Source organism: Pseudomonas sp. DWP3-1-3b3 (assembly GCF_049896305.1).
Classification (GTDB): Bacteria; Pseudomonadota; Gammaproteobacteria; order Pseudomonadales; family Pseudomonadaceae; genus Aquipseudomonas; species Aquipseudomonas azotoformans_A.
In genome coordinates this window covers 639158-660263 of sequence record NZ_JAFCUA010000001.1, presented here as the reverse complement: position 1 = coordinate 660263, position 21106 = coordinate 639158, and the positions used below count along the sequence as shown (strand labels likewise).

The following is a 21106-nucleotide window of genomic DNA, read 5'->3' as shown; positions in this document are numbered from 1 at the left end:
GGGCTTCGGCCTTCCTTCGCTTTCCCCGGCGGCTCGGACCGCTTTAACGCAGACTTCTAGGGTTTTTCATGACGCGCTACATATTCGTCACGGGCGGTGTTGTTTCTTCATTGGGGAAAGGCATCGCATCGGCTTCATTGGCGGCCATCCTGGAGGCGCGGGGACTTAAGGTCACCATGCTCAAGCTGGACCCGTACATCAACGTTGACCCGGGCACCATGAGCCCGTTCCAGCACGGTGAAGTGTTCGTCACCCACGACGGCGCCGAGACCGACCTGGACCTGGGCCACTACGAGCGGTTCATCCGCACGACCATGACCCAGAACAACAACTTCACCACCGGCCGTGTCTACGAGCACGTGCTGCGCAAGGAGCGCCGTGGTGACTACCTGGGTGCAACCATCCAGGTGATCCCGCACATCACCGACGAGATCAAGCGCCGCATCATCAAGGGTGCAGGCGATGCCGACGTGGCGATGGTCGAGATCGGTGGCACCGTGGGTGACATCGAGTCGCAACCGTTCCTCGAAGCCATCCGCCAGCTGCGTTTCGAAGTCGGCGCCAAGCGCGCGATGCTGATGCACCTGACCCTGGTCCCGTACATCGCCACTGCCGGCGAAACCAAAACCAAGCCTACCCAGCATTCGGTCAAGGAACTGCGTTCCATCGGCCTGCAGCCGGACGTGCTGGTGTGCCGCTCCGATCATCCGATCGACATTTCCTCGCGTCGCAAGATCGCGCAGTTCACCAACGTTGAAGAACGTGCGGTGATCGCGCTGGAAGACGCCGACACCATCTACAAGATCCCGGGCATCCTGCATTCGCAAGGCCTGGACGATTTTGTGGTCGAGCGTTTCGGCCTGCAATGCAATGGCGCGGACCTGTCCGAGTGGGAAGCCGTGGTCGACGCCAAGCTCAACCCTGAGCACGAAGTCACCATCGCCATGGTCGGCAAGTACATGGAACTGCTGGACGCGTACAAGTCGCTGATCGAAGCGATGAGCCACGCCGGTATCAGCAACCGTACCAAGGTTAACCTGCGCTACATCGACTCTGAAGACATCGAGAACCAAGGCACTGCCTTGCTCGAAGGTGTGGACGCGATCCTCGTGCCAGGCGGTTTCGGCCTGCGTGGCGTGGAAGGCAAGATCACCGCTGTTCAATATGCTCGCGAGAACAAGGTGCCGTACCTGGGTATCTGCCTGGGCATGCAAGTGGCCGTCATCGAGTTCGCCCGTAACGTGCTGGGCTGGAAAGACGCCAACTCCACCGAGTTCGACAGCAAGAGCGGTCACCCGGTCGTGGGCCTGATCACCGAGTGGGAAGATGCCACCGGCGCGGTCGAGACCCGTACCGAAGCGTCCGACCTGGGCGGCACCATGCGCCTCGGCGCGCAGGACTGCCTGCTGGAGCCGGGCTCGCTGGTTCACGATTGCTACGGCAAGGACGTGATCGTCGAGCGTCACCGTCACCGCTACGAAGTGAACAACAACCTGCTGCCGCAAATCAAAGAGGCCGGCCTGAAAATCTCCGGTCGCTCCGGTGATGGCGCGCTGGTTGAAGTGGTCGAAGCACCGGATCATCCATGGTTCGTGGCGTGCCAGTTCCACCCTGAGTTCACCTCGACGCCGCGCGACGGTCACCCGTTGTTCAGCGGTTTCGTCAAGGCCGCACTGACGCAACACCAGAAGAAGGCGTAACCCTGATGGCCCAGAAGATCATTCGCGTCGGCGACATCGAGATTGCCAACGACAAGCCCATGGTGCTGTTCGGCGGCATGAACGTGCTGGAAAGCCGCGACATGGCGATGCAGGTCTGTGAAGAGTACGTGAAGGTTACCGAAAAACTCGGTATCCCTTACGTGTTCAAGGCCAGCTTCGACAAGGCTAACCGTTCGTCCGTGACCTCCTATCGCGGCCCAGGCCTTGAAGAAGGCATGCGGATCTTCCAGGACATCAAGCAAGCCTTCGGCGTGCCGATCATCACCGACGTCCACGAGCCTGAACAGGCTGCCGTGGTCGCCGAGGTGTGCGACATCATCCAGTTGCCGGCCTTCCTGTCGCGCCAGACCGACTTGGTCGTCGCGATGGCCAAGACCGGCGCTGTGATCAATATCAAGAAAGCCCAGTTCCTCGCACCCCAGGAGATGAAACACATCCTGAACAAGTGCGTGGAAGCGGGTAACGACCAGTTGATCCTCTGCGAGCGCGGTTCGAGCTTCGGCTACAACAACCTCGTGGTGGACATGCTCGGTTTCGGCATCATGAAACAGTTCGAATACCCGGTGTTCTTCGACGTGACCCACGCGCTGCAAATGCCCGGTGGTCGCGCCGATTCCGCGGGCGGGCGCCGTGCCCAGGTGCTGGACCTGGCCAAGGCTGGCATCAGCCAGTCCCTGGCGGGCCTGTTCCTGGAAGCCCATCCGGACCCGGACAACGCCAAGTGCGACGGCCCATGCGCCTTGCGCCTGGACAAGTTGGAGCCATTCCTGGCCCAGCTCAAGCAGTTGGACGAACTGGTCAAGAGTTTTCCGACGGTAGAGACCGCGTAAGCCGCGTTTCTCCGGTAGAATTTCCCACGCTTTACGCTCAGGCCCGCGGGCCTGAGCCTTGTCGTCTGCAAGCCTGCCTCGTTGTTCCACCCTTGCGGTCGGTCAAAAGATTTCCTTCAGCTGCGTCGTTTTCGTCAACTTTGGAGTGTTTACAACAATGGCAAAAATCGTCGACATCAAAGGTCGTGAAGTTCTCGACTCCCGTGGCAACCCCACCGTCGAAGCCGACGTGCTTCTCGATAACGGCATCATCGGCAGCGCCTGCGCGCCGTCCGGTGCTTCTACCGGTTCGCGCGAAGCGCTGGAACTGCGTGATGGCGACAAGAGCCGTTACCTGGGCAAGGGTGTACTCAAGGCTGTAGCCAACATCAACGGCCCGATCCGTGACCTGTTGCTGGGCAAGGACCCGCTGGACCAGAAAGCCCTGGACCACGCGATGATCAAGCTCGACGGCACCGAAAACAAAGGCAGCCTGGGCGCCAACGCCATCCTCGCCGTGTCCCTGGCCGCTGCCAAGGCCGCTGCCCAGGACCAGGACCTGCCGCTGTACGCCCACATCGCCAACCTGAATGGCACTCCGGGTGTTTACTCCATGCCGGTGCCGATGATGAACATCATCAACGGTGGCGAGCACGCCGATAACAACGTCGACATCCAGGAATTCATGGTGCAGCCGGTGGGCGCCAAGTCCTTCTCCGAAGGCCTGCGCATGGGCACCGAGATTTTCCATCACCTCAAAGCTGTGCTGAAGGCCCGTGGCCTGAGCACTGCCGTAGGTGACGAAGGTGGTTTTGCACCGAACCTGGCGTCCAACGAAGATGCACTGAAAGTAATCTCCGAAGCCGTGGCCAACGCTGGCTACAAGCTCGGCACCGACGTGACCCTGGCCCTGGACTGTGCGGCCAGCGAGTTCTTTGAGGACGGTAAGTACAACCTGTCCGGCGAAGGCCAGGTGTTCAACTCCGAAGGTTTCGCTGACTACCTGAAAGGCTTGACCGAGCGCTACCCGATCATCTCGATCGAAGATGGCCTGGACGAGTCCGATTGGGACGGCTGGAAAATCCTCACCGACAAGATCGGCGAGAAAATCCAGCTGGTGGGCGACGACTTGTTCGTGACCAACACCAAGATCCTGAAAGAAGGCATCGATAAAAAGATCGCCAACTCGATCCTGATCAAGTTCAACCAGATCGGCACCCTGACCGAAACCCTGGAAGCCATCCAGATGGCCAAGGCTGCGGGCTACACCGCCGTGATCTCCCACCGTTCCGGCGAAACCGAAGATTCGACCATTGCCGACCTGGCTGTGGGCACCTCGGCGGGCCAGATCAAGACCGGTTCCCTGTGCCGTTCCGACCGCGTTTCCAAGTACAACCAATTGCTGCGTATCGAAGAGCAACTGGCGGGTAAGGCCAAGTACAACGGTCGCGGCGAGTTTCGCGGCTGATCGCACTTGTTGGTAAGGCATGGTAAAAAGTCGGCGGATTGCGTCGGAAAACTCACGACAGTGTGGATTTCGACGCTAATCTGATGGCTATCAAGCACAAGCCTGGTTCTTCCAGGCTTCGTGCTATCAGTTGCTTCAAAAGTTTTGCATGGCTGTCTTTTTTCACTGGATACCCGATATTCGATGCGCAGTCCCAATTGGTTGTTCCTCGTCTTGCTCTTGTTGCTGGCTGGCCTGCAGTACCGCCTATGGGTGGGTAATGGCAGCTTTGCGCAGGTAAAAGACCTGACCGAGCAAATTGCTGCACAGCACGCCGAAAACGAGATCTTGCTGGAGCGTAACCGCGTCCTCGATGCCGAAGTGCTTGAGCTGAAAAAAGGTACGGAGACCGTTGAAGAGCGGGCTCGTCATGAATTGGGCATGGTCAAGGAGGGCGAAACCCTCTACCAGTTGGCCCAATGAACCCTGGTTTGCCGGCCTTCTGGGCCGTGATTCCTGCCGCGGGCGTTGGTGCCCGTATGGCTGCGGACCGTCCCAAGCAATACTTGCAGCTGGGCGGGCGCACTATTCTCGAACACAGCCTTGGCTGTTTTCTCGACCATCCATCGCTCAAAGGCCTGGTGGTCAGCCTTGCTCCTGATGATCCTTATTGGCCGACGCTGGCGTGTGCGGTTGACCCACGTATCCAGCGTGCGGACGGTGGCTCGGAGCGTTCAGGCTCGGTACTTAACGCGCTATTGCACCTGAATGCCCTGGGTGCCAGTGATGACGATTGGGTGCTGGTGCACGATGCGGCACGACCGAACCTGAGTCGCGATGACCTCGACAAACTGCTGGCTGAGCTGGCAGACGACCCGGTGGGCGGCCTGCTGGCCGTGCCGGCCCGCGATACGCTCAAACGCGTCGATAAACACGGGCGGGTGGTCGAAACCGTCGACCGCAGCCTGATCTGGCAAGCCTACACGCCGCAGATGTTCCGCCTCGGTGCCTTGCACCGCGCATTGGCCGACAGCCTGGTGGCGGATGCCGTCATCACCGACGAAGCCTCGGCGATGGAATGGTCCGGCCAGGCGCCGCGCCTGATCGAAGGGCGCTCGGACAATATCAAGGTGACCCGGCCGGAAGACCTGGAGTGGTTGCGGTTGCGGTGGGCTAACCGTAGGTAGCCAGCTAGACCGTGTCGACCCCTTCGCGAGCAAGCCCGCTCCCACACTTGACCGCGTGTGTCCTGAAGAAACGCGGTCAAAATGTGGGAGCGGGCTTGCTCGCGAAGAGGCCAGTACAAGCACCCCACAATCACCCGCTGTACTCCGGTCTCCCAGCCAGCCCCTCCTTCAAGAAATCCACCAACTTGCGTACCTTCGGCGACAAATGCCGCTGCTGCGGATACAACGCCCACACCGCCGTATTCGGCGGCTGATGCGCCTCCAGCAACGACACCAGCGCGCCACTGTGCAGATGCTCCAGCACGTAATAGTCCGGCAACTGGCATAACCCTACGCCCTGCAACGCCGCGTCCAGCACCGCTTGCCCACTGTTGCAACGCCAGTTTCCCTGCACCCGCTGGGAAAATTCCCGCCCGTCCTGGGCCAGTTGCCAGATATCCGAGCTGCCGATCAAGCAGTTATGCCGACTCAATTCCGACAAACTATGTGGCCGACCATACCGCGCCAGGTAGGACGGCGACGCGCACAAGTACATGCACCTCGGCGCCAGGCGGCTGGCGACCATGCGCGAATCCTGCAAACGCCCCAGGCGGATTGCCAGGTCGAGGCCTTCATGCACCAGGTCCAGCTGGCGGTTGCTCAGCTCGATATCCACCCGCAACTGCGGATAGAGCGCCATGAACCGCGTGACCAGCGGCACAATAAAACGCTCGCCGTACGCCACCGCGCAGGTCATGCGCAACATGCCCTTGGGTTCGCTGGTGAGGTCGCCCACCGCGCGCAAGGCTTCTTCGCGGCCGTCCTGTAGGCGTTGGCAATGTTGCAGGAAGGTCTGGCCAGCTTCGGTCAGGGTCACCTTGCGCGTGCTGCGATACAGCAGCCGCGTTTGCAGGCGTTCTTCCAAGCGCGCCACTTGGCGGCTGATGTGGGACGACGATACGCCCAGCCGTTCCGCCGCCGCGGTGAACTGGCTGCATTCGGCGACCGCGACGAACTCATCGATGCCTTCCCAGCGGTTTTCCAACATCACGATTATCCCTGTACAGCAATAAAGTTTTGCTTTTGCCCGGATTATTCATCAGTCAGCCATGTTTTACACTCACCGTCTCAGTTTTTAACCGCCTGGAGAAACCCGGATGATCAAGTCCCGCGCTGCCGTAGCCTTCGAAGCCAAGAAGCCCCTTGAGATCGTTGAAGTGGATGTCGCCATGCCTAAGGCTGGCGAAGTGTTGCTGCGTGTAGTCGCTTCGGGCGTGTGCCATACCGACGCCTACACGCTGTCGGGTGCTGATCCGGAAGGCATCTTCCCGTCGATCCTCGGTCACGAAGGCGGAGCGGTGGTCGAAGCGATCGGCGAAGGCGTGACGTCGGTGGCGGTGGGTGATCACGTGATCCCGCTGTACACCCCGGAGTGCGGCAAATGCAAATTCTGCCTGTCGGGCAAGACCAACCTGTGCCAGGCCATCCGTTCCACCCAGGGCAAAGGCCTGATGCCGGACGGCACCACGCGTTTCTCCTACAAAGGCCAGCCGATTTTCCACTACATGGGCACCTCGACTTTCTCCGAGTACACCGTGCTGCCGGAAATTTCCGTGGCCAAGATTCCTAAAGAGGCGCCGCTGGAAAAAGTCTGCCTGCTGGGCTGTGGCGTCACCACCGGTATCGGTGCAGTGATCAACACGGCCAAGGTCAAGCCGGGCGACACCGTGGCCATCTTCGGCCTTGGTGGTATCGGCCTGTCGGCGGTGATTGGCGCAGTTAAAGCCAAGGCCGGCCGTATCATCGCCATCGATATCAACCCGGCCAAGTTCGAAATCGCCAAGCAACTGGGCGCCACCGATTGCATCAACCCGAAAGACTACGATCGCCCGATCCAGGACGTGATCGTCGACCTCACCGACGGCGGCGTGGACTTCTCCTTCGAATGCATCGGCAACGTGCAACTGATGCGCGCCGCGCTTGAGTGCTGCCATAAGGGTTGGGGCGAGTCGGTGATCATCGGTGTGGCCGGTGCCGGCCAGGAAATCGCTACCCGTCCATTCCAACTGGTGACCGGTCGCGTCTGGCGCGGTTCGGCCTTCGGCGGCGTGCGCGGCCGCAGCGAATTGCCAAGCTACGTGGAAATGGCCCAGACCGGCGAGATCCCGCTGGATACCTTCATCACCCACACCATGGGCCTGGAAGACATCAACAAAGCGTTTGACCTGATGCATGAAGGCAAGAGCATTCGTACCGTCATCCACTTCTGAGGTCGGCCATGAGTCTGGAAAACCTGTCGTGCCAGAAAAGCTTCGGCGGCTGGCATAAACGCTACAAGCATCATTCCGATGTGCTCGGTTGCGATATGGCCTTCGCCGTCTACCTGCCGCCGCAAGCGGAGGAGGGCGGCAAGTTGCCGGTGCTGTACTGGCTGTCCGGCCTGACCTGCACCGACGAGAACTTCATGCAGAAGGCCGGCGCCCAGCGCATGGCTGCCGAGTTGGGCTTGATCATCGTCGCGCCGGACACCAGCCCGCGTGGGCCGGGTGTGCCGGGCGATCCAGACAACGCCTGGGATTTCGGCCTCGGCGCCGGCTTCTACCTGAATGCCACCCAGGAACCCTGGGCCAAGCACTATCGGATGCATGACTACGTGGTGCGGGAATTGCCGACATTGGTTGAAGCGCATTTCCCGGCTTCGGACAAACGCGGCATCAGCGGCCACTCCATGGGCGGCCACGGGGCGCTGGTGTGTGCGTTGCGCAACCCTGGGCGTTACCTGTCGGTGTCGGCGTTTTCGCCGATCAACAACCCGATGGATTGCCCGTGGGGCCAGAAAGCCTTCTCGCGTTATTTGGGTGAAGAGCGCTCTAAATGGCGCGAGTGGGACGCCTGCGTGCTGATCAGCGAAGCCTCGGAAAAGCTGCCGCTGCTGGTGGACCAGGGCGATCGCGACGATTTCCTCGCCGTGCAACTCAAGCCTGAAGCCCTGCAGCAAGCGGCCAAGGCGGCCAACCATCCGCTGGAACTGCGCCTGCAACCTGGTTACGACCACAGCTACTTCTTTATCGCCAGCTTCATCGAAGACCATTTGCGACACCATGGCCGTGCTTTGCTCGGTTAATGTGAGGCAAAAGTAGGTAGAATCACGCCCTGAATTAAATCGGGGCGTTTTTTTATGCGTATTGGCCACGGCTACGATGTGCACCGTTTCGCTGAAGGCGATTTCATCACCCTGGGCGGCGTGCGCATTGCGCACCACCATGGGTTGCTGGCTCATTCCGACGGCGACGTTGTGTTGCATGCCTTGAGCGATGCTTTGCTCGGCGCAGCGGCGTTGGGCGATATCGGCAAGCACTTTCCGGACACCGACCCGACCTTCAAGGGCGCGGACAGCCGTGTACTGCTGCGTCATGTGGTCGGCTTGATCCATGCCAAAGGCTGGAAGGTCGGCAACGTCGACAACACCATCGTGGCCCAGGCGCCGAAGATGGCCCCCCATATCGAGTCGATGCGCGCGCTGATTGCCGCGGATCTGCAAATAGAACTGGATCAAGTGAACGTGAAAGCCACCACCACCGAAAAGCTCGGCTTCACCGGTCGGGAAGAGGGCATTGCGGTGCACTCTGTTGCCTTGTTGCTGCGCGCATGAATGACCTGCAACTGTTGGGTCCACGGGCCTATGGCGAGGCCTTGGGCAGCGCGGTACTGAAGGCGACGGCCGAAGACTTCCAAGTTGATGAAGTGCTGGACATCCCGCTGACCGGCGAAGGTGAGCACCTGTGGTTGTGGGTGGAAAAACGCGGGCTCAATACCGAGGAAGCCGCGCGGCGGATCGCCAAGGCGGCGGGCGTGCCATTGCGCACGGTCAGCTATGCCGGGCTCAAGGATCGCCAGGCGTTGACCCGCCAGTGGTTCAGCGTGCAGCTGCCCGGCAAGGCCGATCCGGACATGAGCGCGGCGGAAAACGACACCCTCAAGATCCTCAAGACCGCCCGCCACAAGCGCAAGCTGCAACGCGGTGCGCACTCGGCCAATGGTTTCACCTTGCGCCTGACCCAGTTGGCCGGTGATACCGCCGCTATCGATGCGCGGTTGCAACTGATTGCACAACACGGCATTCCCAACTATTTCGGCGCCCAGCGTTTTGGCCACAACGGCGGCAACGTGGTCGACGCCCGTGAGTGGGCCGCGCGCAAGGCCTTGCCGGAACAGCGCAACGTGCGATCGCGGTTGCTGTCCACGGCGCGCAGCTTTCTGTTCAACAAAGTGTTGGCAGCGCGTGTGGCCGATGGTTCGTGGCAACGTGCCCAGGTCGGCGACTTGCTGGCGTTTACCGACAGCCGCAGTTTTTTCCCGGCAGGGGAGGCTGAATGCAGCGACCCGCGCCTGGCGATCCTGGACCTGCACCCGACCGGCCCGCAGTGGGGCGAAGGCGATTCGCCTGCCACGGGTGCAACCTTTGAACTCGAACAGGCTGTTGCTGCCGATGAAGCCGACCTGCGTGATTGGCTGGTGAATGCCGGCATGAGCCAGGAACGTCGCATTCTGCGACTGCCCATTGGCGGTTTGACGTGGCATTATCCCTCGCTGGACATTCTGCAATTGGAATTCGTCCTGCCGGCCGGATGCTTCGCCACTGTCTTGGTGCGCGAGCTTGTTGATCTGGTGCCGGTGGGGCAGACGGACAACCCATGCGTATTCTGATATCAAACGATGACGGTGCCACCGCACCCGGTCTTGCCGCGCTCTATGCTGCGCTGGAAGATTACGCCGAGTGCGTGGTGGTCGCCCCCGACCAGGACAAGAGCGGCGCCAGCAGTTCGCTGACGCTCGACCGTCCGCTGCACCCGCACGTCCTGGCCAATGGCTTTATCAGCGTGAACGGCACCCCCACCGACTGCGTCCACCTGGCGATCAACAGCCTGCTGGATCAGGAGCCGGACCTGGTGGTATCGGGTATCAACCTCGGTGCCAACCTGGGCGATGACGTGCTGTATTCCGGCACCGTGGCGGCGGCGCTTGAAGGTCGCTTCCTGGGGCGTACGGCGTTCGCCTTTTCGTTTGCTTCGCGCCAACTGGATAACCTGCCGACCGCTGCGTATTTTGCGCGCAAGCTGGTGGAGGCCCATGGCTCCCTGAACCTGCCACCGCGCACGGTGCTCAACGTCAATATTCCCAACTTGCCCCTCGACCATATTCGCGGCATCCAGCTGACGCGACTGGGCCATCGCGCCCGCGCGGCGGCGCCGTTGAAGGTGGTCGACCCGCGTGGCAAGGAAGGCTATTGGATTGCCGCGGCGGGTGATGCGGAAGATGGCGGTGAAGGCACGGACTTTCATGCCGTGATGCAAGGTTATGTATCGATTACCCCGTTGCAATTCGATCGCACCTTCAGTGATGCCTTCAGTGGGCTCGATGGCTGGCTGGAGGGGCTGCGCTGATGGGCCGTGAACAAGACGACTTGCTGCGCCGGGGCATCGGCATGACGTCCCAGCGTACCCGCGAACGCTTGATCCAGCGCTTGTACGAAGAGGGTTTGTCCAACGCTCAGGTGCTGGAAGTGATCCGGCGTACGCCTCGGCACCTGTTTGTCGATGAAGCCCTGGCCCACCGTGCCTATGAAGACACGGCGCTGCCCATCGGCCACAATCAGACCATCTCCCAGCCATACATGGTGGCGCGCATGAGCGAGTTGCTGCTGGCGGCGGGGCCTTTGGACAAGGTGCTGGAAATCGGCACCGGCTCCGGCTACCAGACCGCCGTACTGGCGCAACTGGTGGAGCGGGTGTTTTCGGTCGAGCGCATCAAGGTGCTGCAAGACCGTGCCAAGGAGCGCCTGGTGGAGTTGAACCTGCGCAACGTGGTGTTTCGCTGGGGTGATGGCTGGGAAGGCTGGCCGGCCCTGGCGCCGTACAACGGCATCATCGTCACCGCCGTAGCCACCGATGTGCCCCAGGCGTTGCTTGATCAACTCGCTCCAGGCGGACGTCTGGTCATCCCGGTAGGCTCCGGCGAAGTGCAACAATTGATGCTCATTATCCGTGAGGAAGAGGGCTTTTCCCGGCATGTACTCGGCGCCGTGCGCTTCGTGCCATTGCTCAATGGCCCGCTGGCCTGATCATTTGTTCGCGGGCAGTGAATTCTGTTGGCGGGGATGTGTCTTACGGCGGGGTCTATCGAGTCAACATGATCGGGCGTCGGCATTAAACACGATGAATTTTTCGTTTCAGTCGTGTGCCGGTAAAAAGCCAATGCCCAGTTATACTTGCGTCATATTTCAAGCCTGATACAGGCATTCATGTTCAGCCACCACAAAGGGAGCGGCGGGTGAGTCTCACAGGTCTTGCGCAGCGTATGAGTAAAACAAGCTTTCATCGACTGGTGCTTGGCCTCGTCTTCAGTTCCGTGTTGGTCGGGTGTTCCAGCTCGCCAAGCAGCGGCGCACGGGTGGTTGACCGTAATAATGCCGTCCCGCAGAAACCGACGGTGACCACCGGACAATATGTGGTGCGCAAGGGCGATACGATGTTCTCTATCGCCTTCCGATATGGTTGGGATTACAAGGCACTTGCAGCACGTAACAATATTCCTGTGCCATACACGATACATCCGGGTCAGACGATTCGCTTCGACGGACGCACCGGTTCAACGCCTACGGCAGTTGTGACAAACACCGGATCTTCGCCGTCGTCTTCGAGCAAAACCACCCTCATCACCCGGCCTGCAGGCACCGCCACACCGGCCCCTGCGACCAAGCCGGCACCCGCGCCGTTGCCACCTGCCGGGCCTGCGCCGACCGGTTGGGGATGGCCCTCAAACGGAGTGCTGATTGGAAAATTCTCTTCAAACGGTAGTTTGAATAAAGGCATTGATATCGCCGGAGATTTGGGACAGCCTGTTTTAGCTGCGTCTGATGGGACAGTGGTGTACGCCGGGAGTGGTTTACGGGGCTACGGCGAGCTGGTCATCATCAAACACAGCGATACCTACGTCAGTGCTTACGGTCATAACCGTAGGCTGTTGGTTCGGGAGGGGCAGCAGGTCAAAGTCGGACAGACAATTGCCGAAATGGGGTCAACTGGTACAGACCGGGTGAAACTGCACTTTGAGATTCGCCGCCAAGGGAAGCCTGTAGACCCACTGCAATTCCTACCCCGTCGTTGATGTGTTGCACAGCCTGTTCCCTCACGTAGAAGGAACAGGCTCCAGCGTTGCCAAGGATAAAGGCGCCGCTTGAGCTTGAGGTCGAACTCACCAAAGGACTATAACAATGGCTCTCAGTAAAGAAGCGCCGGAGTTTGACATCGACGATGAGGTTCTCCTTATGGAGACCGGTATCGATACGGAATCGATGTCGAATGAGGGACCTGCTGTACCTTCAGTTCGCACCAAGTCCAAGAACTCCACCGCGTTAAAGCAACACAAGTACATTGACTACACGCGGGCGCTCGATGCGACCCAGCTGTACCTCAATGAAATCGGCTTTTCCCCTCTGCTGACCCCCGAAGAAGAAGTCCATTTTGCGCGCTTGTCGCAAAAGGGCGATCCGGCTGGGCGCAAGCGCATGATTGAAAGCAACCTGCGTCTGGTGGTGAAAATCGCCCGACGCTATGTCAATCGTGGGCTGTCCCTGTTGGACCTGATCGAGGAGGGCAACCTGGGCTTGATCCGGGCTGTGGAGAAGTTCGACCCTGAGCGGGGCTTCCGCTTTTCGACCTACGCCACCTGGTGGATTCGTCAGACCATCGAACGGGCGATCATGAATCAGACCCGCACGATCCGGTTGCCGATCCATGTGGTCAAGGAGCTCAACGTCTACCTGCGGGCAGCGCGTGAGCTTACCCAAAAACTCGATCATGAACCTTCGCCCGAAGAAATCGCCAACCTGCTGGAAAAACCGGTAGGAGAGGTCAAGCGCATGCTGGGTCTCAATGAGCGCGTGTCTTCGGTCGATGTCTCGCTGGGTCCGGATTCGGATAAAACCCTGCTGGACACCCTGACGGATGATCGTCCTACCGATCCTTGCGAGCTGTTGCAGGACGATGATCTTTCCCAAAGCATTGACCAGTGGCTGTCGGAGCTCACGGACAAGCAGCGTGAGGTGGTAATTCGCCGCTTCGGCCTGCGTGGCCATGAGAGCAGCACCCTGGAGGACGTAGGCCTGGAGATCGGCCTGACCCGTGAGCGGGTGCGGCAGATCCAGGTGGAGGGGCTCAAGCGCTTGCGTGAGATCCTGGAGAAGAATGGCTTGTCGAGTGAGTCGTTGTTTCAGTAACTACGCAGGACGAAATGTGGGAGCGGGCTTGTGTGGGAGCTGGCTTGCCTGCGATGGCATTAGCTCGGTGTAACTGAATAACCGAGGCGATTCCATCGCAGGCAAGCCAGCTCCCACATCACGCACCGCTCCCACATTTTTTGTGTTCGCTACCAAATCCCGGGCATAAAAAAACCCCGCTTTTAAGGGCGGGGTCTTTTCGACTAAGTCAGTACAAGTTAGATAACTTGAACTTCTTCAGCTTGCATGCCTTTCTGACCGCGGGTAGCGATGAAAGAAACCTGTTGGCCTTCTTTCAGGCTTTTGAAGCCGTCGGATTGGATAGCTTTGAAGTGAACGAACAGGTCGTCACCGGATTGTGGAGTGATGAAGCCGAAGCCTTTTTCATCGTTGAACCACTTAACGGTACCAGTTTGGCGATTAGACATGGTGTATCTCCTTGGACAAAGTTAACTGCGACTCAGGAAAAGCCCTGGCCGAGACTGAGTGCAAAGAGCAGGAAAAATTCTTGGAGATGGTTGGATCGAAATTCAACATATCGTGTAGAGATTCTCAGTGACACAAGCAGCACAGTGGCGCCACCTTAACCCTTTTTCCGGGACGTGCCAATGATATTTCCGAAGGTTTCTCCATTTTCGTGACTGGCGGTGATGTTTCCGCTCACCGGGCACGCCAATACAGGTCCCGGCCCCGCTGGCTACGGCTTATAGCAGCAGGCGCATTCGTCAAGAAAAGCCTTGTGACCTTTGAACCCCAACGCCGGCCCCGGTAAGATGCCCCACAGAATTTTTCCACCTCGCTATTCAGGACACCCGCCATGAGCATCAAATCGGACAAGTGGATTCGCCGCATGGCGCAGGAACACGGCATGATCGAACCGTTCGTCGAGCGCCAGATCCGTGGCCAAGGCGATGCGCCGGTGATTTCCTACGGCGTTTCCAGCTATGGCTACGATGTGCGCTGCGCCGATGAATTCAAGGTGTTCACCAACATCAATTCGGCGATCGTCGACCCAAAGAACTTCGACGAAAAGAGCTTCGTCGACGTCAAGAGCGACGTGTGCATCATTCCGCCGAACTCCTTCGCCCTGGCGCGCACCGTGGAATTCTTCCGTATTCCCCGTGACGTGCTGACCATCTGCCTGGGTAAAAGCACCTACGCGCGTTGCGGCATCATCGTCAACGTGACTCCGCTTGAGCCGGAGTGGGAAGGGCACGTGACCCTGGAGTTCTCCAACACCACCACGCTGCCGGCGAAAATCTACGCCAACGAAGGTGTGGCACAGATGCTGTTCCTGCAGTCCGATGAGGCCTGTGAAGTGTCCTATAAAGACCGCGCAGGCAAGTACCAAGGCCAGCGAGGCGTCACCCTCCCACGCGCTTGATCGAAAGCTCCTACGCGTAAAGGGAATTAGTCTGCAGAAAGTGACTCTATCTAGGTGTACTGCCCCGGCGTGTGTAAAACGCGCCGGGCCACGCTTGAGGAGTACCTTATGAAGCTCGACCCGCGAATAAGCGCAGAACTTGCCCGGCTTGAACCCAATCAGATTGGCGTTCTGGCCTGGTCCCTGATGGCCGATCCTGCTTATGCCGGCGGCATCCCCGGCCAGCCTGAGCCGGACTATCCACAGCCCACCGAACCAGGCGAGCCGACCTTGCCGGACGAGCCACCACCCGCGCCTGTCGCCTGATTACTGGCTCACCGGCCAGACTTCATGATCGCCAATCACATAGATTCGGCGGTCATTGTCCTGCTCCACCCCATGCCCGCCGGTAAATGCACCGAACGCCGGCAGCAGGCTGACTCGGGCGCCGATCACAAAGCACGGCAGCCGCAAACTCTGCCGACCCTTGCCGCGCAACCGATACACCGGATGTACATGCCCCGCCAGCACGTGGTGGCTGGGATGGGCGTCAGGTTCGTGCTGCAAGGCAAAAGGGCCCATCAGAAGGGGCTCCGCAACCACGTCTATCCTCAAATCCTCGGGCGGGTCGCCCGCGCGTTTATCGTGATTGCCGCGAATCAAGGTCATGGGCAGGTCAGGATTAAGGGCCCGCCAGCGTCTCAATGCGCCCAGCGTGCCACTGGCGTGTGATCCCGGACCGTGCAGGAAGTCGCCGAGAAAGATCACCTGAGTGCAGGGTAGCGCCGAGAGCAGCCGGTCCAGGCGCTGCAGGTTATCGGTGGTGGTGCCCTGTGGCACCGGCTGCCCGAGGCTGCGATACGCCGAGGCCTTGCCGAAATGTGCGTCGGCGATCATCAAGCATTGGCGCGCAGGCCAGTAGACCGCCTTGTCTGCCAGCAACCACAATTGCTCACCCTCAAGCATCACCGTGCACACCATCAGCGCTTCCCGTTATCCGCGACTTTTTCCAGGTCCTTGACCATCCGTGCGATGCGCTCCGAGAGTTTCTCCGAACTCATGCTTTCGCGCATCCTTTCAACCAGCAGCGGGAATGCCAAGGGCGTAGGGCGTACGATCCGATGCAAGTCCAGTTTCAGCGCGCAAAGATGACGTAATGTCTCTTCGAGGCGACGAATGTCCAGTTCATCGCGTAGGACTTCTTCGCCTGCCTGGGTCAGCAACAAGTTCTGTGGGTCGTACTGCTTGAACACCTCAAAGAACAACCCGCTGGAAGCCTGCACCTGCCGGGTACTTTTCGGCGCGCCGGGGTAGCCGGCAAATACCAACCCGGCAATGCGCGCGATTTCACGAAAACGGCGCAGGGCCAGTTCCCCGGCATTCAGGCTGGCCGCTACATCTTCCAGGAGGTTCTGCGGACTCAGCAGCGCTCCGTTCAATAGCGTCGACCAATCCACTTCGGTGGCACTCAGCAGTTCCAGCCCATAATCGTTGACCGCGATCGAGAAGGTAACGGCCTGCCCTTGGCTCACGCGCCATGCCAACAGACTCGCCAGCCCCAGGTGCACCTGACGCCCGGCAAAGGGATAGAGAAACAGGTGCCACCCCTCCCGTGACTTAAGCGCCTCAGCCAACAAATGCTTGCGCGTCGGCAAGCCCGACCAGCGCAACTGTGTCTGCAACAAGGGTTGCACCGCTTGCATCTCCGGCCCGTCAAAGTGCCCGTGGGCCGCAGTATCAAAGCGCTCCACCACCGCTTGCGCAAGTTCATTGGAAAGCGGCATGCGCCCGCCATTCCAGCGCGGCACAGCGGCTTTCTTGGCGCTGCTGCGACGTACATAAGCGGTCATGTTTTCCACACGGACCAATTCCAGCAAGCGACCGGCAAACAGAAAGCCATCGCCCGGCTTGAGCCTTGCAATGAACCCTTCCTCGACACTGCCCAGGTTCTTGCCGCCACCGCCCTTGCTCCAGAATTTCAGAGTGATGCTGGCGTCACTGACGATAGTGCCCACGCTCATCCGATGGCGCCGCGCCAGTCGTGCATCCGGGACGCGCCAGATGCCGTGCTCGTCCGGCTCCACGCGTCGGTAATCCGGGTAGGCCGTCAGCGACAGCCCCCCGTGCCGCACAAAACCCAGGGCCCAGGCCCAGTCTTCAGCCGTCAGGTCATGGTAGGCCCAGGCACTGCGCACTTCCGCCAGCAACGCATCCGGCGTAAAGCCGCCGCCCAGCGCCATGCTCACCAAATGTTGTACGAGCACATCCAAAGGCTTGTAAGGCGATTCCCGCGCTTCGATACGCCGTAGCGCAATCGCATCCTGAGCGGCGGCAGCCTCCACCAGCTCCAGACTGTGGGTCGGCACCAGCGTCACTCGTGACGGCCGCCCCGGCGCATGCCCCGAGCGCCCGGCGCGTTGCATCAGCCGCGCCACACCTTTGGCCGAGCCGATCTGCAACACACGCTCCACTGGCAGGAAATCCACTCCCAGGTCCAGGCTTGAGGTACACACCACCGCCTTGAGCTGGCCGTCTTTCAAGGCCCGTTCCACCCAGTCACGGGTTTCTCTGGATAAAGAGCCATGGTGCAGCGCAATCACCCCGGCCCAATCGGGGCGGGCGTCCAGCAATGCCTGGAACCAGATCTCCGATTGCGCCCGCGTGTTGGTAAACACCAGGCAACTATTACTGGCGTCTACCTCGGCCACCACCTGGGGCAACATTTTCAAACCGATATGACCGGCCCACGGAAAGCGCTCGGTCACGGGGGGCAATAAGGTGTCGATCACCAACTGTTTAGCCGTTTGCCCCTGCACATTGATCCCGTCGCCCTGTGGGACCAAGACCTCCAGCGCGTGAGCCTGATTACCCAAGGTCGCCGAAATACCCCACACCATCAAATCTGGGTGCCAGCGCCGCAACCGTGCCAGCGCCAGTTGCAGTTGCACGCCTCGTTTATTACCGATCAGTTCGTGCCATTCATCCACTACCACCATGCGCAGGTGCCCCAGGCTGGCCTCGCTGTCGGCACGGGCGAGCATCAGCGTCAGACTTTCCGGGGTGGTGACCAGCGCGGTGGGCTGGCGACGGGTCTGCCGCGCGCGTTCGCTGTTGCTGGTGTCGCCCGTGCGCAGGCCGACGCTCCACGGAATCTGTAGCGCTTCAAGTGGCGCTTCAAGGGCGCGCGCGGTGTCGGCGGCGAGGGCGCGCATCGGCGTGATCCACAGCACCGTCAACGGTTCGGCAGGCGGTTTGCGTTTGCCGGTAGTCGGGGCGCGGGCGATGGCGAAACGATTGAGGGCAGCAAACCACAGTGCGTAGGTTTTCCCGGCACCGGTGCTGGCATGCAGCAATCCCGAGTGGCCTGCTTCAACCGCCGCCCATACGTCTTTTTGAAAGGTGAACGGCTTCCAGCCCTTGGCGGCGAACCATGTCTTGGCGAAGTTGTGAGAAGTTGCCATACAACGGCTGATGCTCTGGAGGGCCTATTTCACAGACCCTCCGGGCATGGCAAAGGTTTAACCGGTTATTGCGACTTGACGCCGCAATAATACAACCCGGAAGCGTTGGCCTGGCCCACCCTTGCGCAAGTGACGGACGGCGGCATGTCCAGCGGCATGCTGGCCTGGCGTCGAACCAGATAAAAGTCCTGGGACAGTGGCTGCTGTTGCAGCTGTTTGGTGTGGCGGGCCCAGCCAGCACTGTAAAACTCCGCCGAATAGGAGCGCGTCCCCAGATAGATCAGGTCGCCGGGGGCGGCGGGTTGTTGCGCCTTCCACAAGGCAACCATGTCTTTCTGGTTTTGTGGACGATCGGACAGCAGGCCGCTGATGATGATCAAGCAGCCGGCAATCGGCAGTGCCAGTGCCACAGCGGCGATGACGATTGCGCGTATTTTCTGGCAGATGACATCGGCCAGCAGTAGCGCCCAGGCCGGCAACGCAGGCAGTACGTAGGTCCAGAGAATATTGGTGGACAGGGTGAAGAACAGCGGTGTTGAAAGCGCCCACGCCAGTATGAAGATGAAGTATTCGCGCTGGCCTTGCAGGGTGGAACGCTCCTTCACCAGCAACGGCAGGAATAATGCCCAAGGTAAAAGCCCGCCCAGCAGATGCAGCCAGATCATCGCCAAGGGTTGGGCATGTGCGCTGCCGTAGAGGTCGCCCTGCCAGTTACTGATGATGTAGCGACTGAAGTGTTCGCCGACGATGAAGTATTCCAGGAACCCCGGTGTCTTTTGTTCCGCCAGCCAATACCAAGGCAGCGCCACGGCAAGCATCAACGCGATGCCTGGCAACCACGGCAGGCTGAGCAGCCGGCGCCAGTGGCCCGTGAGGGCCAGCCATAGGGCAGCAGGCAGCGTAATCAGGACCAGCGCCAATGGGCCCTTCGCGAGCAGGCCGAGGCCCAGCGCAAAAAAACCGACCAGCGCCCAGCCTCGGTCCGCGTATACCAGCCCGCGCCACAACCCCAGGTGGGCGAGCAAAAGGGCGAAGGCCAGTGCGCTGTCAGTCAAGACCGCGCCGCTGGCAAGGAACCCTAGGGAGCATGTCGAATAGATAATCGCCGCCGTCAGCCCGACCTGAAGGCTGCGTTCCCGGCTGGCGAATTGCACGATGAGCAGGCAGCTGGCGACATGCATCAACCAGCTGGAGAAACGACTGGCGAACTCGTTGATGCCGAACACCTGCATGCTCAACGCCTGTAGCCAGAATGACAGCGGTGGTTTGCCCCAGAATGGCACGCCGTGATCGAACATCGGGGTGATCCAGTCATTGGAGACCAGCATCTTGCGGGCAATTTCCGCGTAGCGGGCTTCCGACGTGTCCATCAGCGGATACAGCCCCAATGTACCCAGGCGCACCAGCAGGACGGTCAACAAAATGCCCCAGAGCAGACGGATGGAAGCTGAACGGTTCATGGCGACAACCTTTTGGAAGGGATTCAAGGGTGCTTGCGTTTATGCAGCGCGTTGGGCCTGGGGCTCACCACCTTCAGCACCCGGCCGACGTACTCGCCGATCACGGCGGTGCCCAGGCATAGCAGCAGGATCGATTGCACCAGCAAATGCTCATGAGTCAGTTCGCCGAAGCTCGCCGCTGCGGCGACCCACAGCGAGCCGAACACAAAGCTTGTGGCACTCAGGTAGCTGTACATCCGCAATGGGCGCGTAGAGAAGGCCAGAATCGAATCGGCGCACAGGTCCAGCAATGACAACGTGGTCCATTTGGTCCTGCCGGCCTGGCGCGCTGTGCGGTCGTAATTCACTTCGGTACTCGGGTAGCCGAGCCAGCTGACCAGCAGTTTCAACACGCCGGCGTTGTCGTCCATGGCGCGTATGGCTGCCCGTGCATGGGGCCCGATCAACCTGAAGTCGCTGACTTGCTGGGGTATCTCAAAGTCGTCGATCAGTTGATCCATGGTCGCGTAGTAAAGTCGCGCAGCGGTGCGTTTCGCCCAGGAGTCACAGCGCCGCGAGCGGCGTTGCATGTTCACTATCTCGTAGCCTTTGAGCCATTCCTGCACCATCAGCGGGATCAACTCGGGCGGGTCCTGCAGGTCGCTGTCCATGATGATCACAGCACCGCTTTCCACGGCATTGATGCCCGCGCGCATGGCGGCTTCCTTGCCGAAGTTACGGCTCAAGTGCAGGCTCTTGACCCGTGGGTCCTGGGAAAATTGATCGATGATCGCGGCAGTCCGGTCTTGGCTGCCGTCATTGATATAAAGCACTTCAGTGGGGACTTTCAATCGGTCGACGATTGCCATCAGCCGTGAGTGAAGTTCGGCTATTACGCATTGTTCGTTAAAACAAGGGACCAGTATTGTAAGTTTTGTATCCGGTATGGGGTCACTGGAAAGGCTTGCGGTGGAGGTCATGTTTGAATACCCAGAGGTGGTTGATCGTAAAGCCCTGAAAGGTAGCGGTGGCGGTTGCCAGTACTTGTGCAAGCAGTGGAGGAGCCCCCCAGGAGGTCAGTAAGTTGACCATTAAGGTGTTGGTTAAAACCTGGCAGGTGGCCGTAATGAGAAAGCGCAATTTGTTACAGGAACGTTGTGCAAATACCCAATCCCTGGACAGGCAAAAGGCGACCAAAGCCCCCGTAGAAGCAGCAAGAAACGTCGATGGTGTGGGGGCAAGCGATGTTAATAAACAGACAAACACCGCGTAATGAACCAACGTTGCGATGGCGCCTGCGCTCAAGTAACGGATGAATAAACTCAGTATTCTTTGCATTGCCAGACTGTATAAGATGAGACGTGAATCAAATGTCACGTTGTGAAATGGTATTTGTTGTGGGTTTTTAATTGTTTGCTGAAG

General features: G+C 59.8%; 22 protein-coding genes. 15 read left to right on the top strand and 7 right to left on the bottom strand.

Translation table 11 applies throughout. The annotated features are described in order from the left end of the window. Positions 1-68: 68 nt before the first annotated feature. From ACP7BX_RS03315 to ispD, 5 genes are all read left to right on the top strand, one after another. Positions 69-1700, top strand: coding sequence for a CTP synthase (locus tag ACP7BX_RS03315; protein WP_010212443.1), 1632 nt, complete (start codon positions 69-71; stop codon positions 1698-1700). A 5-nt stretch (positions 1701-1705) separates the two neighbouring features. Beyond that, positions 1706-2551: a 3-deoxy-8-phosphooctulonate synthase gene (kdsA, locus tag ACP7BX_RS03310; RefSeq protein ID WP_010212442.1), complete on the top strand. Its 846-nt coding sequence runs from the start codon at positions 1706-1708 to the stop codon at positions 2549-2551. 157 nt (positions 2552-2708) lie between these two features. Then, a complete protein-coding gene (gene eno, locus ACP7BX_RS03305; RefSeq protein ID WP_016976873.1) occupies positions 2709-3998 on the top strand; it encodes a phosphopyruvate hydratase in 1290 nt (429 codons plus the stop codon). A 183-nt stretch (positions 3999-4181) separates the two neighbouring features. Beyond that, on the top strand, positions 4182-4460 hold the full coding sequence (ftsB, locus tag ACP7BX_RS03300) for a cell division protein FtsB (RefSeq protein WP_003231201.1): 279 nt from the start codon (positions 4182-4184) through the stop codon (positions 4458-4460). Then, positions 4457-5164: a 2-C-methyl-D-erythritol 4-phosphate cytidylyltransferase gene (ispD, locus tag ACP7BX_RS03295; RefSeq protein WP_426129802.1), complete on the top strand. Its 708-nt coding sequence runs from the start codon at positions 4457-4459 to the stop codon at positions 5162-5164. Before ftsB ends, ispD begins: the two co-directional genes overlap by 4 nt. Before the next feature lie 130 nt (positions 5165-5294). On the opposite strand, the gene ACP7BX_RS03290 is transcribed toward ispD, so the two are convergent. After that, positions 5295-6191 (bottom strand): LysR substrate-binding domain-containing protein, encoded by an 897-nt coding sequence (locus tag ACP7BX_RS03290; RefSeq protein WP_426129800.1) that lies wholly within the window; start codon positions 6189-6191, stop codon positions 5295-5297. A gap of 109 nt (positions 6192-6300) precedes the next feature. Here ACP7BX_RS03290 and ACP7BX_RS03285 point away from each other — a divergent pair, with 109 nt between their 5' ends. From ACP7BX_RS03285 to rpoS, 8 genes are all read left to right on the top strand, one after another. Then, the gene (locus ACP7BX_RS03285) at positions 6301-7413 is read left to right on the top strand and encodes an S-(hydroxymethyl)glutathione dehydrogenase/class III alcohol dehydrogenase (RefSeq protein WP_010212435.1); all 1113 of its coding nucleotides are present in this window, start codon (positions 6301-6303) and stop codon (positions 7411-7413) included. An 8-nt stretch (positions 7414-7421) separates the two neighbouring features. Continuing rightward, entirely contained in the window at positions 7422-8267 is an 846-nt protein-coding gene (gene fghA, locus ACP7BX_RS03280) for an S-formylglutathione hydrolase (RefSeq protein ID WP_426129798.1), read from the top strand. A gap of 54 nt (positions 8268-8321) precedes the next feature. Beyond that, a complete protein-coding gene (ispF, locus tag ACP7BX_RS03275; protein ID WP_012722614.1) occupies positions 8322-8795 on the top strand; it encodes a 2-C-methyl-D-erythritol 2,4-cyclodiphosphate synthase in 474 nt (157 codons plus the stop codon). Beyond that, the gene (truD, locus tag ACP7BX_RS03270; RefSeq protein ID WP_033902777.1) at positions 8792-9850 is read left to right on the top strand and encodes a tRNA pseudouridine(13) synthase TruD; all 1059 of its coding nucleotides are present in this window, start codon (positions 8792-8794) and stop codon (positions 9848-9850) included. The genes ispF and truD overlap by 4 nt, the downstream gene beginning before the upstream one ends. Further along, positions 9838-10587, top strand: coding sequence for a 5'/3'-nucleotidase SurE (surE, locus tag ACP7BX_RS03265; RefSeq protein ID WP_061435552.1), 750 nt, complete (start codon positions 9838-9840; stop codon positions 10585-10587). Before truD ends, surE begins: the two co-directional genes overlap by 13 nt. A 41-nt stretch (positions 10588-10628) precedes the next feature. Beyond that, positions 10629-11264 carry a protein-L-isoaspartate(D-aspartate) O-methyltransferase gene (locus tag ACP7BX_RS03260; RefSeq protein ID WP_010212427.1) on the top strand — a complete coding sequence of 212 codons (636 nt, stop codon included), beginning with the start codon at positions 10629-10631 and terminating at the stop codon, positions 11262-11264. A gap of 209 nt (positions 11265-11473) precedes the next feature. Next, positions 11474-12310 (top strand): peptidoglycan DD-metalloendopeptidase family protein, encoded by an 837-nt coding sequence (locus ACP7BX_RS03255; RefSeq protein ID WP_314525508.1) that lies wholly within the window; start codon positions 11474-11476, stop codon positions 12308-12310. Between the two features lie 106 nt (positions 12311-12416). Beyond that, positions 12417-13421 carry an RNA polymerase sigma factor RpoS gene (rpoS, locus tag ACP7BX_RS03250; protein ID WP_016976882.1) on the top strand — a complete coding sequence of 335 codons (1005 nt, stop codon included), beginning with the start codon at positions 12417-12419 and terminating at the stop codon, positions 13419-13421. A 218-nt stretch (positions 13422-13639) separates the two neighbouring features. Here rpoS and ACP7BX_RS03245 read toward each other — a convergent pair whose 3' ends face one another. Further along, positions 13640-13849 (bottom strand): cold-shock protein, encoded by a 210-nt coding sequence (locus ACP7BX_RS03245; protein WP_002554837.1) that lies wholly within the window; start codon positions 13847-13849, stop codon positions 13640-13642. A gap of 389 nt (positions 13850-14238) precedes the next feature. Here ACP7BX_RS03245 and dcd point away from each other — a divergent pair, with 389 nt between their 5' ends. Next, positions 14239-14805 carry a dCTP deaminase gene (dcd, locus tag ACP7BX_RS03240; protein WP_010212421.1) on the top strand — a complete coding sequence of 189 codons (567 nt, stop codon included), beginning with the start codon at positions 14239-14241 and terminating at the stop codon, positions 14803-14805. Positions 14806-14913: 108 nt separating this feature from the next. Next, on the top strand, positions 14914-15111 hold the full coding sequence (locus ACP7BX_RS03235; RefSeq protein WP_016976883.1) for a hypothetical protein: 198 nt from the start codon (positions 14914-14916) through the stop codon (positions 15109-15111). Here the strand turns inward: ACP7BX_RS03235 and pdeM are convergent, their stop codons facing one another. From pdeM to ACP7BX_RS03210, 5 genes are all read right to left on the bottom strand, one after another. After that, entirely contained in the window at positions 15112-15765 is a 654-nt protein-coding gene (gene pdeM, locus ACP7BX_RS03230; protein ID WP_426129794.1) for a ligase-associated DNA damage response endonuclease PdeM, read from the bottom strand. Beyond that, positions 15765-18245, bottom strand: a complete 2481-nt coding sequence (locus tag ACP7BX_RS03225) for a ligase-associated DNA damage response DEXH box helicase (protein ID WP_426129792.1) — start codon at positions 18243-18245, stop codon at positions 15765-15767. The genes pdeM and ACP7BX_RS03225 overlap by 1 nt, the downstream gene beginning before the upstream one ends. A 65-nt stretch (positions 18246-18310) precedes the next feature. Then, a complete protein-coding gene (locus ACP7BX_RS03220) occupies positions 18311-19705 on the bottom strand; it encodes an ArnT family glycosyltransferase (RefSeq protein WP_426129790.1) in 1395 nt (464 codons plus the stop codon). A 23-nt stretch (positions 19706-19728) separates the two neighbouring features. Continuing rightward, positions 19729-20664, bottom strand: coding sequence for a glycosyltransferase family 2 protein (locus ACP7BX_RS03215; RefSeq protein WP_426129788.1), 936 nt, complete (start codon positions 20662-20664; stop codon positions 19729-19731). Beyond that, on the bottom strand, positions 20636-21022 hold the full coding sequence (locus ACP7BX_RS03210) for a GtrA family protein (RefSeq protein ID WP_426129786.1): 387 nt from the start codon (positions 21020-21022) through the stop codon (positions 20636-20638). The genes ACP7BX_RS03215 and ACP7BX_RS03210 overlap by 29 nt, the downstream gene beginning before the upstream one ends. Positions 21023-21106: the final 84 nt, after the last annotated feature.

Bases quoted from the DNA above. Each gene is read 5' to 3' on its own strand.
- fghA (WP_426129798.1), top strand. From the start codon at position 7,422: ATGAGTCTGGAAAACCTGTCGTGCCAGAAAAGCTTCGGCGGCTGGCAT.
- ACP7BX_RS03210 (WP_426129786.1), bottom strand. From the start codon at position 21,022: ATGCAAAGAATACTGAGTTTATTCATCCGTTACTTGAGCGCAGGCGCC.
- eno (WP_016976873.1), top strand. From the start codon at position 2,709: ATGGCAAAAATCGTCGACATCAAAGGTCGTGAAGTTCTCGACTCCCGT.
- ispD (WP_426129802.1), top strand. From the start codon at position 4,457: ATGAACCCTGGTTTGCCGGCCTTCTGGGCCGTGATTCCTGCCGCGGGC.
- truD (WP_033902777.1), top strand. From the start codon at position 8,792: ATGAATGACCTGCAACTGTTGGGTCCACGGGCCTATGGCGAGGCCTTG.
- ACP7BX_RS03315 (WP_010212443.1), top strand. From the start codon at position 69: ATGACGCGCTACATATTCGTCACGGGCGGTGTTGTTTCTTCATTGGGG.
- ftsB (WP_003231201.1), top strand. From the start codon at position 4,182: ATGCGCAGTCCCAATTGGTTGTTCCTCGTCTTGCTCTTGTTGCTGGCT.
- kdsA (WP_010212442.1), top strand. From the start codon at position 1,706: ATGGCCCAGAAGATCATTCGCGTCGGCGACATCGAGATTGCCAACGAC.
- ACP7BX_RS03290 (WP_426129800.1), bottom strand. From the start codon at position 6,191: ATGTTGGAAAACCGCTGGGAAGGCATCGATGAGTTCGTCGCGGTCGCC.
- surE (WP_061435552.1), top strand. From the start codon at position 9,838: ATGCGTATTCTGATATCAAACGATGACGGTGCCACCGCACCCGGTCTT.
- ACP7BX_RS03220 (WP_426129790.1), bottom strand. From the start codon at position 19,705: ATGAACCGTTCAGCTTCCATCCGTCTGCTCTGGGGCATTTTGTTGACC.
- ACP7BX_RS03260 (WP_010212427.1), top strand. From the start codon at position 10,629: ATGACGTCCCAGCGTACCCGCGAACGCTTGATCCAGCGCTTGTACGAA.
- ACP7BX_RS03285 (WP_010212435.1), top strand. From the start codon at position 6,301: ATGATCAAGTCCCGCGCTGCCGTAGCCTTCGAAGCCAAGAAGCCCCTT.
- ACP7BX_RS03235 (WP_016976883.1), top strand. From the start codon at position 14,914: ATGAAGCTCGACCCGCGAATAAGCGCAGAACTTGCCCGGCTTGAACCC.
- ACP7BX_RS03245 (WP_002554837.1), bottom strand. From the start codon at position 13,849: ATGTCTAATCGCCAAACTGGTACCGTTAAGTGGTTCAACGATGAAAAA.
- rpoS (WP_016976882.1), top strand. From the start codon at position 12,417: ATGGCTCTCAGTAAAGAAGCGCCGGAGTTTGACATCGACGATGAGGTT.
- ACP7BX_RS03225 (WP_426129792.1), bottom strand. From the start codon at position 18,245: ATGGCAACTTCTCACAACTTCGCCAAGACATGGTTCGCCGCCAAGGGC.
- ACP7BX_RS03215 (WP_426129788.1), bottom strand. From the start codon at position 20,664: ATGACCTCCACCGCAAGCCTTTCCAGTGACCCCATACCGGATACAAAA.
- ispF (WP_012722614.1), top strand. From the start codon at position 8,322: ATGCGTATTGGCCACGGCTACGATGTGCACCGTTTCGCTGAAGGCGAT.
- dcd (WP_010212421.1), top strand. From the start codon at position 14,239: ATGAGCATCAAATCGGACAAGTGGATTCGCCGCATGGCGCAGGAACAC.
- pdeM (WP_426129794.1), bottom strand. From the start codon at position 15,765: ATGGTGTGCACGGTGATGCTTGAGGGTGAGCAATTGTGGTTGCTGGCA.